This window comes from uncultured Lutibacter sp. (genome assembly GCF_947493565.1).
Taxonomy (GTDB): domain Bacteria; phylum Bacteroidota; class Bacteroidia; order Flavobacteriales; family Flavobacteriaceae; genus Lutibacter; species Lutibacter aestuarii.
In genome coordinates this window covers 1-16,234 of record NZ_CANLRG010000009.1, presented here as the reverse complement: position 1 = coordinate 16,234, position 16,234 = coordinate 1, and the positions used below count along the sequence as shown (strand labels likewise).

Genomic DNA, 16,234 nt, shown 5'->3' with positions numbered 1-16,234 from the left:
TAATTTTCAATATTTTGGCAAATTTAAGCAATTTATACTTTGTACTAATTAAATATACATTTGATACGAGTTTTTTGTACAAAACTATTGTGTATTTTTGTTTTGAAAATAAAACACTTACCTTATTTTGAGTCAAATTAAACATTTATTAGTTATCCGGTTATCTGCAATGGGCGACGTTGCTATGACAGTTCCTGTTCTTAGAGCACTTATTAAGCAACATCCAAATTTAAAAATAACCATACTTTCAAAACCTTTTTTAAAACCCTTATTTTCTGATTTAAAAAACGTCCATTTTTTTGCTGCGGAAGTTACTGGCAAACACAAAGGTCTTTTTGGAATATACAAACTATACAAAGAATTAAAAAAGCTACCTATAGATGCTGTTGCTGATTTGCATAATGTTTTACGTTCAAAAATTTTAAGAACATTTTTTAAACTATCGTTTACAAAAGTTGCTTTTATTGAAAAAGGAAGAAAAGAAAAAAGAGCGTTAACAAGGTCTAAAAATAAAGTTTTTAAACAGCTAAAAACAACTCATGAACGTTATGCAGACGTTTTTAGAAATTTGGAATTTAATTTAAGCATTTTAAACCCTGAGTTCCCACATAAAAAACAATTATCACAAGAAGTAATAGATATTACAGGATTAAAATCTGAAAAATGGATTGGAATTGCTCCATTTGCTCAATATAACTCTAAAATGTATCCATTAGATTTAATGGAAAAAGTACTAGAAAGTTTATCTGAAAAAACTCATTTAAAAATTTTACTATTTGGTGGTGGGCAAAAAGAAGTTGAAGTTTTACAAAAATTTGAAGTAAACTACAAAAACACTATAAATGTAGCAGGTAAAATAAAATTAGATCAAGAACTTACGCTAATTTCAAATTTAGATCTTATGGTTAGTATGGACTCTGGAAATGCACATTTTTCAGCTATGTTTGGTATACCTACTATTACAATTTGGGGAATTACACATCCATTTACTGGCTTTGCCCCATTTAACCAACCTTTTAACAATGCTATTTTACCCGATTTAAAGAAATACCCAAACATTCCTTGTTCAATATATGGTAATAAAGTTTGTGAGGGTTATAATGATGTAATGAGAACAATAGTACCTGAAACGGTAGTTGAAAAAATTTTAAGTTGTTTAACTTAAAAAAGACAAAGAGAAATTCAATTTATCAAGGAAAATAATCAATATTTAAAAGGTTATTTTCTATTTTAAAGTAGTATTTTTGCAGTAAATAACTATCAATGATTGTCAATATTTTAGATACCAAACAAACCATTCTTAATAAATTTATTTCTGAAATTAGAGATGTAAACATTCAAAAAGATTCAATGCGTTTTAGAAGAAACATTGAGCGAATTGGGGAGGTAATCTCATACGAAATTAGCAAAACACTCGATTATAAATCTCAAACCGTTTCAACTCCCTTAGGAACAAAAATAATGCAATTACCCAAAAAAGATGTGGTATTGTGTTCTATTTTAAGAGCGGGTTTACCTTTACACAATGGACTACTCAATTATTTTGATGATGCAGAAAATGCTTTTATTTCAGCTTATAGAAAGCATATTTCAGAAACTGAATTTGAAATAAAAGTAGAATATTTTGCTTCTCCAAATTTAGATGGAAAAACATTAATTTTAGCAGATCCAATGTTAGCAACGGGTCGTTCTTTAGCTTGTGTCTATGAAGGTTTAAAAAAACATGGAACTCCTAAAGAAATTCATTTAGCTTGTGTTATTGGCGCAACTGAAGGTTTAAATTATATCAAAAAATATTTTCCAGAAGATACCAAATTATGGATTGCTACTGTTGATGAAAACTTGAATAAAAAAGGATATATTGTTCCTGGATTAGGAGATGCAGGTGATTTATCTTTTGGTGAAAAACTATAAAAAATAACTGCTTATTGAAACAAGTAAAAACAAGTATAAAACCATATTTTTAAATGTTTTAGAGCTACTTATTTGTAAAAAATTTGCAAAGATTACACCTAAAGGAAATAATAGAAAATAGAATTCTGATCCATTTTTTATAGGAGATAAAACTATAATTGTTAGAGCTATTAAAAGGTGATTGATAATTACTTGCCAAGATAGTTTTAACTTGTTTCCAACTAAAACTAATTTTGGAGTTACTGAAAAAACAGACCACAATAAAATTGTAACTATAAATGTTATTGGCAACAGTAAATGTAAGGCGTTATACGATGTAAAAACTAAACTTAAATCATATTTAAATTTATCGTAAAAAACAACCACATTGTCAAAACAAAACACATACGTAAAAAATAAAAATAAAGGAGTTATTAAACCTACAAGAGGTATTAAACTGTTTTTTAGATTTATTTTTTTATAAATAATAATACTTACATATACTAAAACTATAAAAAATATACTCCAAGAGTAAATTAAAGATGAAACTCCAATCCACAAACCAGCATCAAAAAGTTTAGCACTTGTATTAATTTCAGATTTTAGACTATAAATTCTTCTATATGAAAGCAATAAAATAAGATTTGAAAAAACGATGTTAGTTGACAAAAATGCTTCTCTAAAAGTACCTAACATTAAAACAATTAATAATAAAGCATAAGAATTATCCTGAGTTAATTTATTTTTTTTAACTATAAAATTAACAATCATTAAAAATAAAATATGCCATCCAAAAAAAAGGATCATTTTTAAAAAATTGTAAATTGAAAACTCCTCTGTATTTACCATTAAACTTGATGACAAATAAAAAATAAACAACAAAACAACTAAGCTAAAAATAGTTACAGGTTTTGTTTTATTAAAAAAATTTGCAATCATTACTATATTTTATACTTTTGCCTGTAAATATAAATAAGAAATGATTGCAAACAATATTTTTAAGGCGATAGGTGATTTTTTTACAAATGTATTATTTGCCCCATACAATGAAATTAGGTTTATGGACAACTGGTGGCTTCAAAACACTGTAAGTTGGATATTTATTGTAATTACATTTATAGCTTTTTTCTACTGGCTAGGAGAAATCAGAAAATACAAAAAAGCTGGAAACGAATAATTTTTCTTTTTCAAAAAAACGATACCATCTTTCCTTTTAAAACACAAAACTGTGGGAAGTAAAAACAAACTTAAAAGATTTCGTGAAAACGAAACATTCTCTAATGTTATTCAACCAACACGAAAAGAAGTAATTGATGGATTTTCATTAAAAGGAAAATGGCAATCTCATTTTGGAAATAACCATCCAATTATTTTAGAATTAGGATGTGGCAAAGGTGAATATACCATTGATTTAGCACGTAAGAACCCTAATATCAATTATATAGGTATAGACATTAAAGGAGCTCGTTTTTGGAGAGGTGCAAAAACCGCATTAGAAGAAAACTTAACTAATGTAGCTTTTTTAAGAACCCAAATTGAATTAATTGACTTACTTTTTAATGAAAATGAGGTCACTGAAATTTGGATAACTTTTCCCGACCCACAAATTAAATATACCCGAACCAAGCACCGGTTAACTAATGCTGAATTTCTAAAAAAATACCACCATATTTTAACGCCAAATGGTATTGTAAATTTAAAAACCGATAGCGAGTTTATGCATGGTTATACACTTGGATTATTACATGGCGAAGGTCATGAAATACTATATGCACATCATGACATTTATAAGAACTTTCATTCTCCAGAAGAAGTAATCTCTACACAAACTTTTTACGAAAGTCAATACTTAGAAAAAGGAAAGCCAATTACATACATCAAATTTAGAATTCGTTATTAATTATTATTTTTAACGAATGAAAAAATCTTCTGAAAATTTTTTTGATAAAGCTTATGAAGTTGCAAAACTTATTCCCTTTGGAAGAGTTACTAGTTATGGTGCTATTGCGAAATATTTAGGTGCAGCTCGTTCAGCTAGGATGGTTGGTTGGGCAATGAATGCTTCTCATAATAACGATGAAATTCCTGCTCACAGAGTAGTTAACCGAAAAGGTTTATTAACTGGTAAACATCATTTTGACGGTACAAATTTAATGCAGCAATTATTAGAAAGTGAAGGAATTGTAGTAAGAGATCATCAAATTCAACATTTTGAAACAGTTTTTTGGGATCCTTTTATAGAATTGCCCAACAATTTATAAGCAATTTCTTTTTGTAACAAACTCTGCATTACTTTTTAATTCTTAGCTTTTTATATTCAACTGAACTCTGTATATTTGTTGTTTAGAATGATTTTATATAAACAACATGGCATATACCAAAAAAGATATAACAAAAGCTCTTGAAACCATTACTGCACCTGGAGAAGGTAAAAGTTTAGTTGAAAGCGGAGCAATCAAAAATATTGTCACTTTTGACAAAGAAATAATTGTAGACGTTACTATTAGCAATCCAACTTTACAAGCCAAAAAGAAAGTTGAAATTGAAATTATGAAAGCGATTCACGCCCAAGTAGATCAAAAAGCTGATGTAAAAGTAAATGTCACGGCTGAAGTTCCATCTACACCTTTAAAACCTGAAAAACCTAAAGTTCCAGGAATACAAAACATTATAGCAATTGCATCTGGTAAAGGCGGCGTAGGGAAATCTACTATTACAGCAAATATGGCAATCTCTTTACAAAAAATGGGATTTAAAGTAGGGATTCTTGATGCCGATGTTTACGGCCCTTCTACCCACCTAATGTTTGATGTCGCAAATGCTAGACCTTTATCTGTTGAAATTGATGGGCGTTCAAAAATGCAACCTATTGAAAGTTATGGGGTAAAAATATTGTCTTTAGGATTTTTTACAGATGCTAATCAAGCAGTTATTTGGAGAGGAGCTATGGCTTCTAAAGCTTTAAATCAAATGATTTTTGATGCGCATTGGGGAGAGTTAGACTTTTTATTAATTGATTTACCTCCTGGTACCGGTGATATTCACTTATCTATTGTTCAAGCAATCCCTGTAACTGGAGCTGTCATTGTTAGTACACCTCAAAATATTGCTTTAGCTGATGCCAAAAAAGGAGTTGCTATGTTTAAACAAGAAAATATAAATGTTCCTGTTTTAGGTATTGTTGAAAATATGAGTTATTTCACACCTGCTGAATTACCAAATAACAAATATTACATCTTTGGGAAAGATGGTGCTAAAAATTTAGCTGAAGATATAAACACTGCTTTCTTAGGTGAAGTACCATTGGTGCAAAGCATTAGAGAAGCTGGAGATGTTGGACATCCTGTAGCATTACAAGATAATACACCCCTTGAGAATGCTTTTTCAGAAATTACTAAAAATGCTTTATCCCAATTAGTAAAAAGAAATAAAGATTTACCACCTACTGAAGTTGTTAGAATAACTACAATGAGTGGATGTAGCACTAAATAAATTATAAAATGACAGCTGAAGAACTAAAAATTAATGTAGAAAACGCCTTGCAAGAAATAAGACCTTATTTAGAGGCTGATGGAGGTAATATTTCATTAGTTGAAATTACAGACAATACTGTAAGTGTTCAACTCGAAGGAGCCTGCTTAGGTTGTTCAGTAAATCAAATGACTTTAAAAAATGGTGTTGAGGCTACCATAAAAAGACATGCACCTCAAATTAAACGTGTTATTGAAATAAACGGTATTACTTTTTAGTTTTTCTTTAAAATTGAAAGTTAAAGAGCTTGTTTGGAAAATATTTTCTAAACAGGCTCTTTTTTAGTTTAATACATAAAAAATTTTATATTTGTGAACTATGAACAATCATTGGACAGGATTATTATTACTTCTAAAATTCTTAATCAAGAGAGATCCTGAGTGATTTTGTTTTATCAAAAGCTTAACAATTTCATAAATAAAATTGCTTAACTTTAATACTTTCAAAGTGCATGTACATCATTATTAACATGTTACTTCTTTTAAAAAATTTATTTTCCATTTATAAAATGGAGTTTTATAACTAAAAAAATTAAACTATGCCTAGATATCATTCATTAGGTAAAATACCTCCAAAACGTCATACAACTTTTGAAAAACCTGAAGGAGGATTGTACCAAGAAGAGCTTTTTGGAACTGCTGGTTTTGTAGGTATGTCATCGTTGATATATCATATTCATCCGCCTACAGTTGTTTCAGAAATTAAAAAATTAAAAAACGTTACTCCAAAAATTGCCATCGAAAAAAACATGAAAGCATTAAGTTTTAAAGGCTTTTCATTGCAACCTGAAACAGATTTTTTAGAAAGCAGAAAAACACTTTTTGTCAATCATGATTTGCATATTGGATTAGCAGCACCTAAAGAATTTTCATCATCCTATTTTTATAAAAATGCCGATGCTGATGAAATGTTATTTGTACACGTAGGTTCTGGAATTTTAAAAACGATGTATGGAAACATTGAATTTGAATATGGAGACTATTTAATTATTCCTAGAGGAACCGTTTATCAAATTGAATTTAATACTACTGAAAATAGACTTTTATATATAGAATCATTCAGCCCAATTGTAACCCCTAAACGCTATAGAAATAACTTTGGTCAATTATTAGAGCATTCTCCTTTTTGTGAACGAGATTTTAAATTGCCTACTAATTTAGAAACTCATGACGAAAAAGGTTCCTTTAAAATTTGTATAAAAAAACAAGGAGTTCTTTGGGAGTATATTTATAAAAACCACCCTTTTGACGCCGTTGGATGGGATGGATTTAATTATCCTTATGCATTTTCAATTCACGACTTTGAACCAATAACTGGACGTATTCATATGCCGCCTCCAATACACCAAACTTGGGAAGCATCCGGATTTGTAGTTTGCTCTTTTGTACCACGAATGTACGACTATCATCCAAAATCTATTCCAGCTCCTTACCACCATAGCAACATAGATTCAGAAGAAATTTTGTATTATGTTGATGGAGATTTTATGAGTAGAAATAATATTGAAAAAGGTCAATTAACATTACATCCTGGCGGAATACCTCATGGCCCACATCCAGGTGCAATTGAAAGAAGCATAGGAAAAGAATCAACCGAAGAATTAGCTGTTATGATTGACCCTTTTAAACCTGTAATGATTACTGAAGAAGCAATGAATTTACAAGTAGAAGACTATTATAAATCTTGGATAACCGAATAAACCTAAAAAAATGTCAGATTTAAAAAATAAACAGAATTTTAATTACGGTTTGGAAAAAATCTTTCCAGAAGCTGAAGATTTTTTACCACTATTAGGAACCGACTATGTAGAACTATATGTAGGAAATGCAAAACAGGCAGCCCATTATTACAAAACAGCTTTCGGATTTCAATCTTTAGCTTATGCTGGTTTGGAAACTGGACTTACAGACAGAACTAGTTATGTTTTAGTACAAGATAAAATTAGATTGGTACTAACTACTCCCATGCCAAATAAGAATAACCCTGAACTCTTTGAACATATTGAAAAACATGGTGATGGTGTTAAAGTAGTAGCTCTTTGGGTTGAAGACGCTACTAAGGCTTGGGAAGAAACAACAAAAAGAGGAGCAAAATCGTACTTAAAACCAACCAAAGAAACCGATGAAAATGGAGAAGTAATTCGTTCTGGAATTCATACTTATGGAGATACTGTGCATGTGTTTGTAGAACGAAAAAAATACAACGGAGTATTTTTACCAAAATTTCAAAAATGGGAAACCACTCACAATCCTAAAGATGTAGGCTTACGTTATATAGACCATATGGTGGGTAATGTTGGATGGAATGAAATGAATGTTTGGGCTAAATTTTATAATGAAACTATGGGTTTTGCCAATTTAATAACTTTTGATGATAAAGACATTTCTACACAATATACCGCTTTAATGAGCAAAGTAATGACCAATGGTAATGGACGTGTAAAATTTCCAATTAACGAACCTGCAGAAGGAATAAAAAAATCACAAATTGAAGAGTACTTAGATTTTTATAAAGGTCCTGGAGTACAACATATTGCTGTTGCTACCAACAATATTTTAGAAACTGTAAAAGCGATGACAGAAAGAGGTGTTGAATTTTTATACGTTCCAGGTACTTACTATGATACCGTAATGGACAGGGTTGGAGAAATTGATGAAGATTTAGCTGAATTAAAAGACTTAGGAATTTTAGTTGACAGAGATGATGAAGGTTATTTACTTCAAATTTTTACCAAACCAGTAACAGACCGACCTACTTTATTCTTTGAAATTATACAACGAAAAGGAGCTCAATCTTTTGGTAAAGGAAATTTCAAAGCTTTATTTGAATCTATTGAAGCAGAACAAGCCAGAAGAGGAACGTTATAATTTTCTTAATTCATACTTTATTTAATAAAAGCTTAACCTTATGTGTTAAGCTTTTATTATTTTTGGAACAGTAATTGTATTTTTTATAAAAAACAATAATTTACACTACTATTAAATGAAAAAATTACTTATCATATTAGCTTTATTTACCTCTGTAATTTCATTGGGACAATCGGTAAAAAAATTAACTCCCGAAAAAAATTATGCTTTTAAACAAGGAGAATGGCTAAAATTTAGAATGAGCTATAGTAATTTTTTAAATGCTGGTTTTTCAACTATTGAAGTTAAAGAAACAACTAATTTTAATAAAGAAGCGTTTCATATAATTGGAAAAGGAAAATCAACCGGACTTGTAAGTTTATTTTTTAAAGTAAAAGATGATTATCAAACTTTTATGTATAAAGAAACTTTAAAACCCTATCGCTTTATTCGCAAAATAAATGAAGGAGGCTACACCAAAGACAAAGAAATTCTTTTTGATTATGAAAAAAACGAAGCCATTGTAAAAAATCACAAGCACAATACCGAAACTAAGCATCCAATTAATGATGAAATTCAAGATATGCTCTCATCACTTTACTTTTTAAGAAATCAAAAATTGAAAAACTTAAACAAGGGTGATGAAATTGAGTTGCCAATGTTTTTTGATCAAGAAATTCATAATTTTAAATTGGTGTTTTTAGGCGAAGAAATTATTAAAACAAAATTTGGAAATATTAATTCACTTGCTTTTAGGCCTATGGTACAAGCTGGTAGAGTTTTTAAGGAACAGGAAAGTGTAACAGTTTGGATTAGCAATGATGATAATAAAATTCCATTAAGAATTAAAGCATCATTAGCTGTAGGATCTTTACGAGCAGACATAGAAGCTTTTAAAGGCTTAGCACATCCTTTTAACATTATTTTTGATAATTAAATTGTATTTTTGCGTTTAACTTTAACAAACCAAAACATAAAACGCTTAAACCCTTGAAAAATTTAATAATCTTATTTCTATTTGTTTCATTTATTTCTTGTAAAACTGATGAAAAACCACAAGCAAGTATTGTTCCCGAAACGCCTAAAATTGTTAAAGAATTTGGTTTTAAATTAAATAATTTTAAAGTCATAAACGACACTATAAAGCCTGGAGAAAACTTTAGTGAAATTCTTGATCGAAATCATGTAGATTACCCGAGAGTATTAGAGATTGTCAATAAAATTAGAGACACTTTTAATGTTCGAAAAATAAAAAGTGGAATCCCATATACCGTTTTGGCTAAAAATGATTCAACTGAACAAGCACAAGTTTTTATATACCAACATTCCAAAGTTCGATATACTGTTGTCGATTTTAGAGATTCTATTCCCGTAGCTTATCATGGAAAAAAACCTGTAAAAACTGTACTAAAAACTGCTTCTGGAATAATCACAACCCATCTTTCAGATGCGGTGGAAAGTCAAGGTTTAAGTTCTTACTTAACTTATAAAATGGCTGATGATATTTATGCTTGGACTATAGACTTTTCTAGACTTCAAAAAAATGATAAGTTCAAACTTATTTATGAACAGTTATACATTAATGATACCATTCCAGTTGGAATAGGAGAAATTAAAGCAGCATACTTTGAACATGGAAATCAACCCTTTTATGCGTTTAAATATGTTGCAGATACTATTTTAAATATTCCTGATTATTTTGATGATGAAGCCACCAACCTACGTCGTCAATTTTTAAAAATGCCTGTAAAATTTAGCAGAATTTCTTCTCGGTATAATTTAAAAAGAAGAATTGCCTTATATGGAAACAGAGTAAGACCTCATAAAGGAACCGATTTTGCAGCACCTATTGGAACACCAATAATGGCAACTGCTAATGGAACTGTTACTGAATCTAGAAGAAAAGGCGGTAATGGAAATTATGTTAAAATTAGACATAATGCAACGTATAGCACTCAATATTTACACATGAGTAGAAGAGCTGTTAAAGTTGGAGACGTGGTTAAACAAGGAGATGTTATTGGTTATATTGGAATGACTGGAAATACTTCTGGACCTCATGTTTGTTATCGCTTTTGGAAAAATGGAAGACAGGTAGATCCTTTAAAAGAAAAACTTCCTGCAGCAGAACCTATGAAAGAAAATATAAAACCTCATTATTTTGAGTTTATCAAATCTTTAAAAGAACAGATAGACGCCATTAATTATTCAACAATTGATAACGAAATTATAATTCCTAAAAAAGAATTACAATCTTAGCATATAACATATGAAAAATATAAATCCAACTACAACCAAAGCTTGGGAAAAACTTACCAAAAATTATAACGATACAAAGCACCTACATTTAAAATCATTATTTAATAGCAATCCTTCAAGAAAAGAAAAATTCACTATAAATTTTAACGATTTTGAATTTAATTTTTCCAATAATAGAATTACTGAAGACACCTTAAATTACCTATTAGAGCTAGCAAACGAAGTAGATTTAAAAGGCGCAATAAAAGCGTATTTTTCTGGAGAGAAAATTAATGTCACTGAAAATAGAGCTGTATTACATACCGCACTTAGAAACCAAAATAATCAAGAAATAGTTGTTGATGGTATAAATGTAATGCCTGAAGTTAAAGAAACCTTGCTTAAAATGGAAGCTTTTACCAATAAAGTTGTTTCAGGCACTTGGAAAGGTTACACTAACAAAACTATAACAGATGTTGTAAATATTGGTATTGGAGGATCTGATTTAGGTCCTGATATGGTCGTAGAATCTTTAAAATACTACAAAAACAATTTAAATGTTCATTTTGTTTCTAATATTGATGGAGATCACGTACAAGAAATAATTAAACATTTAAACCCTGAAACTACGTTGTTTGTAATTGTTTCAAAAACGTTTACAACTCAAGAAACATTAACAAATTCAACAACCATAAAAAATTGGTTTTTAGAAAAAGCTACTGAAAAAGATGTTGCTAAACACTTTGTAGCAGTTTCAACCAACTTAAAAAATGTACGTGAGTTTGGAATTGACTCTGAAAATATTTTTCCAATGTGGGATTGGGTAGGTGGTCGTTTTTCGCTTTGGAGTACTGTAGGTTTATCTATTAGCTTAGCCGTGGGGTTCAAAAATTTCAAAGAACTTTTAATTGGAGCTTTTGAAATGGATGAGCACTTTAAAAACACCCCTTTTGAAAAAAACGCCCCAGTTTTAGCGAGTCTTATTGGAATATGGTACACTAATTTTTACAAATCTGAGTCTGAAGTAATTTTACCTTACACTCAATACTTAACTAAATTAGCGCCATACTTACAACAAGCAATTATGGAAAGTAATGGGAAAAGTGTGGACAGAAATGGAAACCAAGTAGCTTACCAAACAGGTAATATAATTTGGGGAAGCACAGGTACAAATTCACAACATGCTTTTATGCAGTTATTACACCAAGGAACCAAATTAATTCCAGCAGATTTTATAGGGTTTAAAAATTCGTTGTATGGAAATAAAGAACACCATAAAAAATTAATGGCAAACTTTTATGCTCAAATACAAGCTTTAGCTGAAGGAAAAACAAAAGAAGAGGCGCATTTAGATTTAAAAACTCAAGGTAAAATGGATGAAATTGAAACGTTGTTACCTTATAAAGTTTTTGAAGGAAACAAACCAAGCACATCCATACTAATAAACAAATTAACCCCTAAAACTTTAGGAAGTTTAATTGCTTTTTATGAACATAAAATATTTGTTCAAGGGGTTATATGGAACATCTATAGCTATGACCAATTTGGTGTAGAGCTTGGAAAAGAATTAGCGCATAAAAACCTAACAAAGCTATAAACACTTAACAATTCTATAACATACTTAAAGTTTTTAACAATATTTTACATATTTCTCAATAATTGTTAATATTTATTTTATTGAAAATCAGCAAAAGGTAGCCATTTTTGTATATTTATAAGTTCTTAATTTTTTGTTAAAAATTAACAATTAATTAAAAGCGAAATCGACAAAAATTTGCACTTTTGCAAAACATTTAATTCAAATTAAAATTAAACAATGAGAAATTTAAAAAATTGGCTAGTGGTAGTTATGTTAATTTCAACATCTATCATTTTTGGACAAACCAAACTTACTGGTAAGATTGTTGACGAGACAAATCAACCTTTACCTGGAGCTTCAGTAGTTTTAAAGGGAGCTACTTCAGGTGCATCATCAGATTTTGATGGTAATTTTACATTTGAAACATCCGTTTCTAATGGTACAGTTTTAGTTTCATTTGTTGGCTATGAAACAAAAACATTAACTTTTAATGGAAGTACTAATTTTGGCACAATTGCCTTAAATCCTTCATCTGAATCATTAGAAGAAATAGTAATTACAGCTACCTCTTTTGCTGTTGACAGAAAAACTCCTGTTGCAGTTTCAACTGTTAAAGCTGATGTTATTGAAAACAAATTAGGATCTCAAGAATTTCCTGAAATTTTAAAATCTACACCAGGTGTGTATGCTACTAAATCAGGTGGTGGTTTCGGTGATGGAAGACTTAACTTAAGAGGTTTTAACTCTGAAAACGTTGCCGTTATGATTAACGGAGTTCCTGTTAATGATATGGAAAATGGTAGAGTTTACTGGAGTAACTGGGCTGGTTTAGCTGACGTTACAAGTGCTATGCAGGTTCAACGTGGATTAGGGGCTTCTAAAGTAGCTGTTCCTTCAATTGGAGGTACTGTAAACATCTTATCTAAAACTACTGATATAGAGAAAGGTGGAAATATTTTTACTGCTGTAGGAAATGATGGTTACCAAAAATATGGGGCTACTGTTTCTACTGGATTACTAGATAATGGATTTGCAGCTACAGTATCTGCATCAAAAACCAAAGGTGATGGTTATGTAGATGGAACTGAATTTGAAGGTTATAATTATTTTGTGAATATTTCAAAACAATTGAATGAAAACCACAAATTATCATTAACATCATTCGGAGCACCACAAAGACACGGACAAAGACAAAATAGAAGTCTTATCTCTAAATACCGAAATGCTGAAAGTGGGAATAAATTTAATCCAGATTGGGGGATAAAAAATGGAAGTGTTGTACATGTAGAGGACAACTTCTACCACAAATCACAAACTTCATTAAACCACTATTGGACTATCAACGATAAAACAGATTTATCTACTGCACTTTATGCCTCTTGGGGTACTGGTGGTGGTGGTGGAACTGCTGGAGATAACAGAGATTTATTCAATGTTAGATTAGGTGGAGATGATCAACCTATTGATTTAGACAATATAGTTGAAATAAACAGAGCCAATGCAGCTCAAGGATTGGGTTCTGAAGCTTATTTAAGAGCTTCTAGAAATGATCACAGTTGGTTTGGTATGTTATCAACATTTAAAACTGAATTAAACGATAACTTAGATTTTATCACAGGTCTAGATTTAAGAACTTATACTGGAAAACACTTCTCTGAAGTAACAGATTTATTAGGTGGTGCTTATGCATATGACAATAATAATGTTAACAATCCTAATGCTGCTTTAAAAGTAGGTGATAAACGTGATTACTGGAATGATGGTGAAGTTGGATGGCAAGGTATATTTACTCAATTAGAGTATAATAATGACCAAATTTCTACTTTTGTATCAGCAGCAATTTCTAATACTTCTTACAGAAGAATTGATTACTTCCAATATACACCAGGAAATCAAAAAACTGATAAATATAATTTTACTGGATTTAGTGTAAAAGGTGGTGCTAACTATCGCTTAAATGATACTCATAACATTTTTGCTAATATTGGTTATTTTGAAAAAGCAGCAGGCTTTGATTCTGTTTTCTTACAATTTGATAATGATCATATTAATGCTGATGCTGAAAATCAAAAAATATTTAGTGCAGAATTAGGGTATGGCTTAAGAAGTGAAAAATTAGCTGCTAATTTAAATATTTACAGAACTCAATGGAATGATAGAACTCTAACAAGAGGATTCCAAAATCAAGATGGAACCTTTAATACAGCTAATATTTTAGGTGTAAATGCTATTCACCAAGGTATTGAGTTAGACTTTACCTATAAACCATCTGACAAACTTACTTTAATTGGTATGTTATCTTTAGGTGACTGGCAATGGGATAATGACTTAGAAAATGTTCAAATCTTTGACGAAGAACAAAATTTAGTAAACACAGTTAACCTATATATCTCAGGATTAAAGGTTGCCGATGCTGCACAAACAACAGCAGCTTTAGGTTTAGACTATGAATTAATGTCTAAAACTCATTTCACTGTAGACTTTAACTTCTTTGATGATTTATATGCTGCATATGATCCTAACGACAGAGGAACTCAAGGTGCTCCTCAAGCATGGAAAGCACCAAGTTATAGCACTTTTGATGCAAGTATAAGATATGGTTTCAAAATTGGAGATTTAGACACTACTTTAATTGGTAGAATGAATAATGTTTTCAATACTGAATATATTGCTGACGCATTAGATGGCTCAGGTTCAACTGACCAAACTGCACTAGTATGGTTTGGGTACGGAAGAACGTTTAACGTAAGTGCTAAAATTAGATTTTAATTAAAAAAACAGTAAACAATGAAAAAAATAATTTATTTATTGATGGTTTTAGGCTTAGTTTTTACAACGGCCTGTGACCCTATGGAAGATATATATGCTGAAATAGATGCACAAGAAGAAATTATTACTGGTGAAGTTACTTTTACTTTAAGTGATGATGACTATGAGGATTTAGAATTAAATTATGGTAATTTTAGTTCAATTGATGATGCCAAAGCGATGATACCAGGTCTACTTATTGACAAATATCCTGTTTGGGGAGAAGGGTCTTTAGCTACTGTAACTTTTAAACTATACAACCCTTTAAGCACACCAAGTGCTGAAGTATATGAATTAAGTGACGCTGAACATAATGCAATTACTGGTAAAACCTATGGTAATTTTGACAGAGATTATCACATTTTTGACTATTTAGAAGCTACTTATCCAACACCAGATGAAGGTGATTTTTATTCTTTAAGATACCGTTTTTACGCAGGAGGAGAAGTTACATTAACTGATGGATTTTTATATAAAAATGGTGAATGGAATAGATTTGCAGGGTTTACTCCTGATGAATATAAAGCTATGGGAGAAGGGTATCCTAACTTCTCAAGCCATGATGAAGCAGCAATTAAAATACCTTTAGCATTACCTGACATCTTTAAATTTAGTCCAAAAAAAGCGGGAGATATTGTTCAAGCAATGTATGAATTATATGCTGGTGGTGGAGTTACAAAAAGTTATGTAAATAACTATATTTTTGATGGCTCAACTTGGTCTAAATACAATAATGTAATTGAAGAAACTATTAAGTTTGGTCATGATGGTACTACTTGGGTTCCTGACAACACCATAAAATATACTTTAACAGCTGCAGATTATGATCTAGTTGGAAATGGATATTATCAAAATTTTGATGTAAGATCTGGTAAAGCTGAAGAGTTAGAAAGTGTTAGACTAGAAAAAATTAATACTATTTTATTAAATAATTTCCCTGATAGCGCTGAAGGACAAAAATACGTTGTATCATATAATGTATATTCCGGTGCTGCTGAAGTATGGGAAATGAAAGTTATTTTAAGTGGAGGTGTATATGTTCTTCAATAAAAATAACTAATAATCCTTATAAAAAAAGACCGCTAATTAGCGGTCTTTTTTTATTTATGTTTTATCTAAGCTTAATAAGCTAATTAAATTGAATTATGATCTTATTAAATAAAATTAATAAACTAGCTTTAAGTATTCGTTTTAAAATATCAATAATAAAAAAGGAGTAACCATTTTTATTAAATTTATACTATTGCTTTATAATTTTTAAAGTTAAAGTTTCATCTAAATAAACTTTAGCAAGGTACAACCCTGTAGGTTTATTTTCAAGGTTTACTTGGATTTTTCC

Annotated in this window: 15 protein-coding genes; 14 read left to right on the top strand and 1 reads right to left on the bottom strand. The window is 30.1% G+C overall.

The features are described from left to right. Positions 1-127: 127 nt before the first annotated feature. Entirely contained in the window at positions 128-1,165 is a 1,038-nt protein-coding gene (locus Q0714_RS11800) for a glycosyltransferase family 9 protein (protein WP_298265298.1), read from the top strand. A 98-nt stretch (positions 1,166-1,263) separates the two neighbouring features. Further along, on the top strand, positions 1,264-1,914 hold the full coding sequence (gene upp, locus Q0714_RS11795; RefSeq protein ID WP_298265297.1) for a uracil phosphoribosyltransferase: 651 nt from the start codon (positions 1,264-1,266) through the stop codon (positions 1,912-1,914). Here the strand turns inward: upp and Q0714_RS11790 are convergent. Further along, a complete protein-coding gene (locus Q0714_RS11790; protein WP_298265295.1) occupies positions 1,909-2,832 on the bottom strand; it encodes a DUF6427 family protein in 924 nt (307 codons plus the stop codon). The two genes, upp and Q0714_RS11790, sit on opposite strands and share 6 nt — an antisense overlap. Positions 2,833-2,872: 40 nt before the next feature. On the opposite strand from Q0714_RS11790, the gene Q0714_RS11785 reads away from it, so the two are divergent. From Q0714_RS11785 to Q0714_RS11730, 12 genes are all read left to right on the top strand, one after another. Next, positions 2,873-3,070: a uracil phosphoribosyltransferase gene (locus Q0714_RS11785; protein WP_298265293.1), complete on the top strand. Its 198-nt coding sequence runs from the start codon at positions 2,873-2,875 to the stop codon at positions 3,068-3,070. A gap of 51 nt (positions 3,071-3,121) precedes the next feature. Beyond that, positions 3,122-3,793, top strand: a complete 672-nt coding sequence (trmB, locus tag Q0714_RS11780) for a tRNA (guanosine(46)-N7)-methyltransferase TrmB (RefSeq protein ID WP_298265291.1) — start codon at positions 3,122-3,124, stop codon at positions 3,791-3,793. Positions 3,794-3,809: 16 nt separating this feature from the next. Next, positions 3,810-4,154, top strand: a complete 345-nt coding sequence (locus Q0714_RS11775; protein ID WP_298265289.1) for an MGMT family protein — start codon at positions 3,810-3,812, stop codon at positions 4,152-4,154. A gap of 106 nt (positions 4,155-4,260) precedes the next feature. Continuing rightward, positions 4,261-5,385 (top strand): Mrp/NBP35 family ATP-binding protein, encoded by a 1,125-nt coding sequence (locus tag Q0714_RS11770; protein ID WP_298265286.1) that lies wholly within the window; start codon positions 4,261-4,263, stop codon positions 5,383-5,385. Positions 5,386-5,393: 8 nt separating this feature from the next. After that, positions 5,394-5,642: a NifU family protein gene (locus tag Q0714_RS11765; RefSeq protein ID WP_298265284.1), complete on the top strand. Its 249-nt coding sequence runs from the start codon at positions 5,394-5,396 to the stop codon at positions 5,640-5,642. A 320-nt stretch (positions 5,643-5,962) separates the two neighbouring features. Further along, the gene (locus Q0714_RS11760) at positions 5,963-7,123 is read left to right on the top strand and encodes a homogentisate 1,2-dioxygenase (protein ID WP_298265282.1); all 1,161 of its coding nucleotides are present in this window, start codon (positions 5,963-5,965) and stop codon (positions 7,121-7,123) included. 10 nt (positions 7,124-7,133) lie between these two features. Then, positions 7,134-8,291 (top strand): 4-hydroxyphenylpyruvate dioxygenase, encoded by a 1,158-nt coding sequence (hppD, locus tag Q0714_RS11755; RefSeq protein ID WP_298265280.1) that lies wholly within the window; start codon positions 7,134-7,136, stop codon positions 8,289-8,291. A 115-nt stretch (positions 8,292-8,406) separates the two neighbouring features. Beyond that, entirely contained in the window at positions 8,407-9,207 is an 801-nt protein-coding gene (locus tag Q0714_RS11750; RefSeq protein WP_298265278.1) for a DUF3108 domain-containing protein, read from the top strand. 53 nt (positions 9,208-9,260) lie between these two features. Beyond that, positions 9,261-10,529, top strand: coding sequence for a peptidoglycan DD-metalloendopeptidase family protein (locus Q0714_RS11745; RefSeq protein WP_298265276.1), 1,269 nt, complete (start codon positions 9,261-9,263; stop codon positions 10,527-10,529). A 10-nt stretch (positions 10,530-10,539) separates the two neighbouring features. Beyond that, positions 10,540-12,105 (top strand): glucose-6-phosphate isomerase, encoded by a 1,566-nt coding sequence (gene pgi, locus Q0714_RS11740; RefSeq protein WP_298265274.1) that lies wholly within the window; start codon positions 10,540-10,542, stop codon positions 12,103-12,105. A gap of 219 nt (positions 12,106-12,324) precedes the next feature. After that, positions 12,325-14,856 carry a TonB-dependent receptor gene (locus Q0714_RS11735; RefSeq protein ID WP_298265272.1) on the top strand — a complete coding sequence of 844 codons (2,532 nt, stop codon included), beginning with the start codon at positions 12,325-12,327 and terminating at the stop codon, positions 14,854-14,856. Positions 14,857-14,874: 18 nt separating this feature from the next. Beyond that, positions 14,875-15,945 carry a hypothetical protein gene (locus Q0714_RS11730; RefSeq protein ID WP_298265270.1) on the top strand — a complete coding sequence of 357 codons (1,071 nt, stop codon included), beginning with the start codon at positions 14,875-14,877 and terminating at the stop codon, positions 15,943-15,945. Positions 15,946-16,234 lie beyond the last annotated feature (289 nt).

What these genes read in the sequence shown, in the direction of transcription:
- Q0714_RS11785 (WP_298265293.1), top strand. Translation starts at nt 2,873, where the DNA reads ATGATTGCAAACAATATTTTTAAGGCGATAGGTGATTTTTTTACAAAT.
- Q0714_RS11765 (WP_298265284.1), top strand. Translation starts at nt 5,394, where the DNA reads ATGACAGCTGAAGAACTAAAAATTAATGTAGAAAACGCCTTGCAAGAA.
- Q0714_RS11735 (WP_298265272.1), top strand. Translation starts at nt 12,325, where the DNA reads ATGAGAAATTTAAAAAATTGGCTAGTGGTAGTTATGTTAATTTCAACA.
- hppD (WP_298265280.1), top strand. Translation starts at nt 7,134, where the DNA reads ATGTCAGATTTAAAAAATAAACAGAATTTTAATTACGGTTTGGAAAAA.
- Q0714_RS11770 (WP_298265286.1), top strand. Translation starts at nt 4,261, where the DNA reads ATGGCATATACCAAAAAAGATATAACAAAAGCTCTTGAAACCATTACT.
- pgi (WP_298265274.1), top strand. Translation starts at nt 10,540, where the DNA reads ATGAAAAATATAAATCCAACTACAACCAAAGCTTGGGAAAAACTTACC.
- Q0714_RS11790 (WP_298265295.1), bottom strand. Translation starts at nt 2,832, where the DNA reads ATGATTGCAAATTTTTTTAATAAAACAAAACCTGTAACTATTTTTAGC.
- Q0714_RS11750 (WP_298265278.1), top strand. Translation starts at nt 8,407, where the DNA reads ATGAAAAAATTACTTATCATATTAGCTTTATTTACCTCTGTAATTTCA.
- Q0714_RS11730 (WP_298265270.1), top strand. Translation starts at nt 14,875, where the DNA reads ATGAAAAAAATAATTTATTTATTGATGGTTTTAGGCTTAGTTTTTACA.
- Q0714_RS11775 (WP_298265289.1), top strand. Translation starts at nt 3,810, where the DNA reads ATGAAAAAATCTTCTGAAAATTTTTTTGATAAAGCTTATGAAGTTGCA.
- upp (WP_298265297.1), top strand. Translation starts at nt 1,264, where the DNA reads ATGATTGTCAATATTTTAGATACCAAACAAACCATTCTTAATAAATTT.
- Q0714_RS11760 (WP_298265282.1), top strand. Translation starts at nt 5,963, where the DNA reads ATGCCTAGATATCATTCATTAGGTAAAATACCTCCAAAACGTCATACA.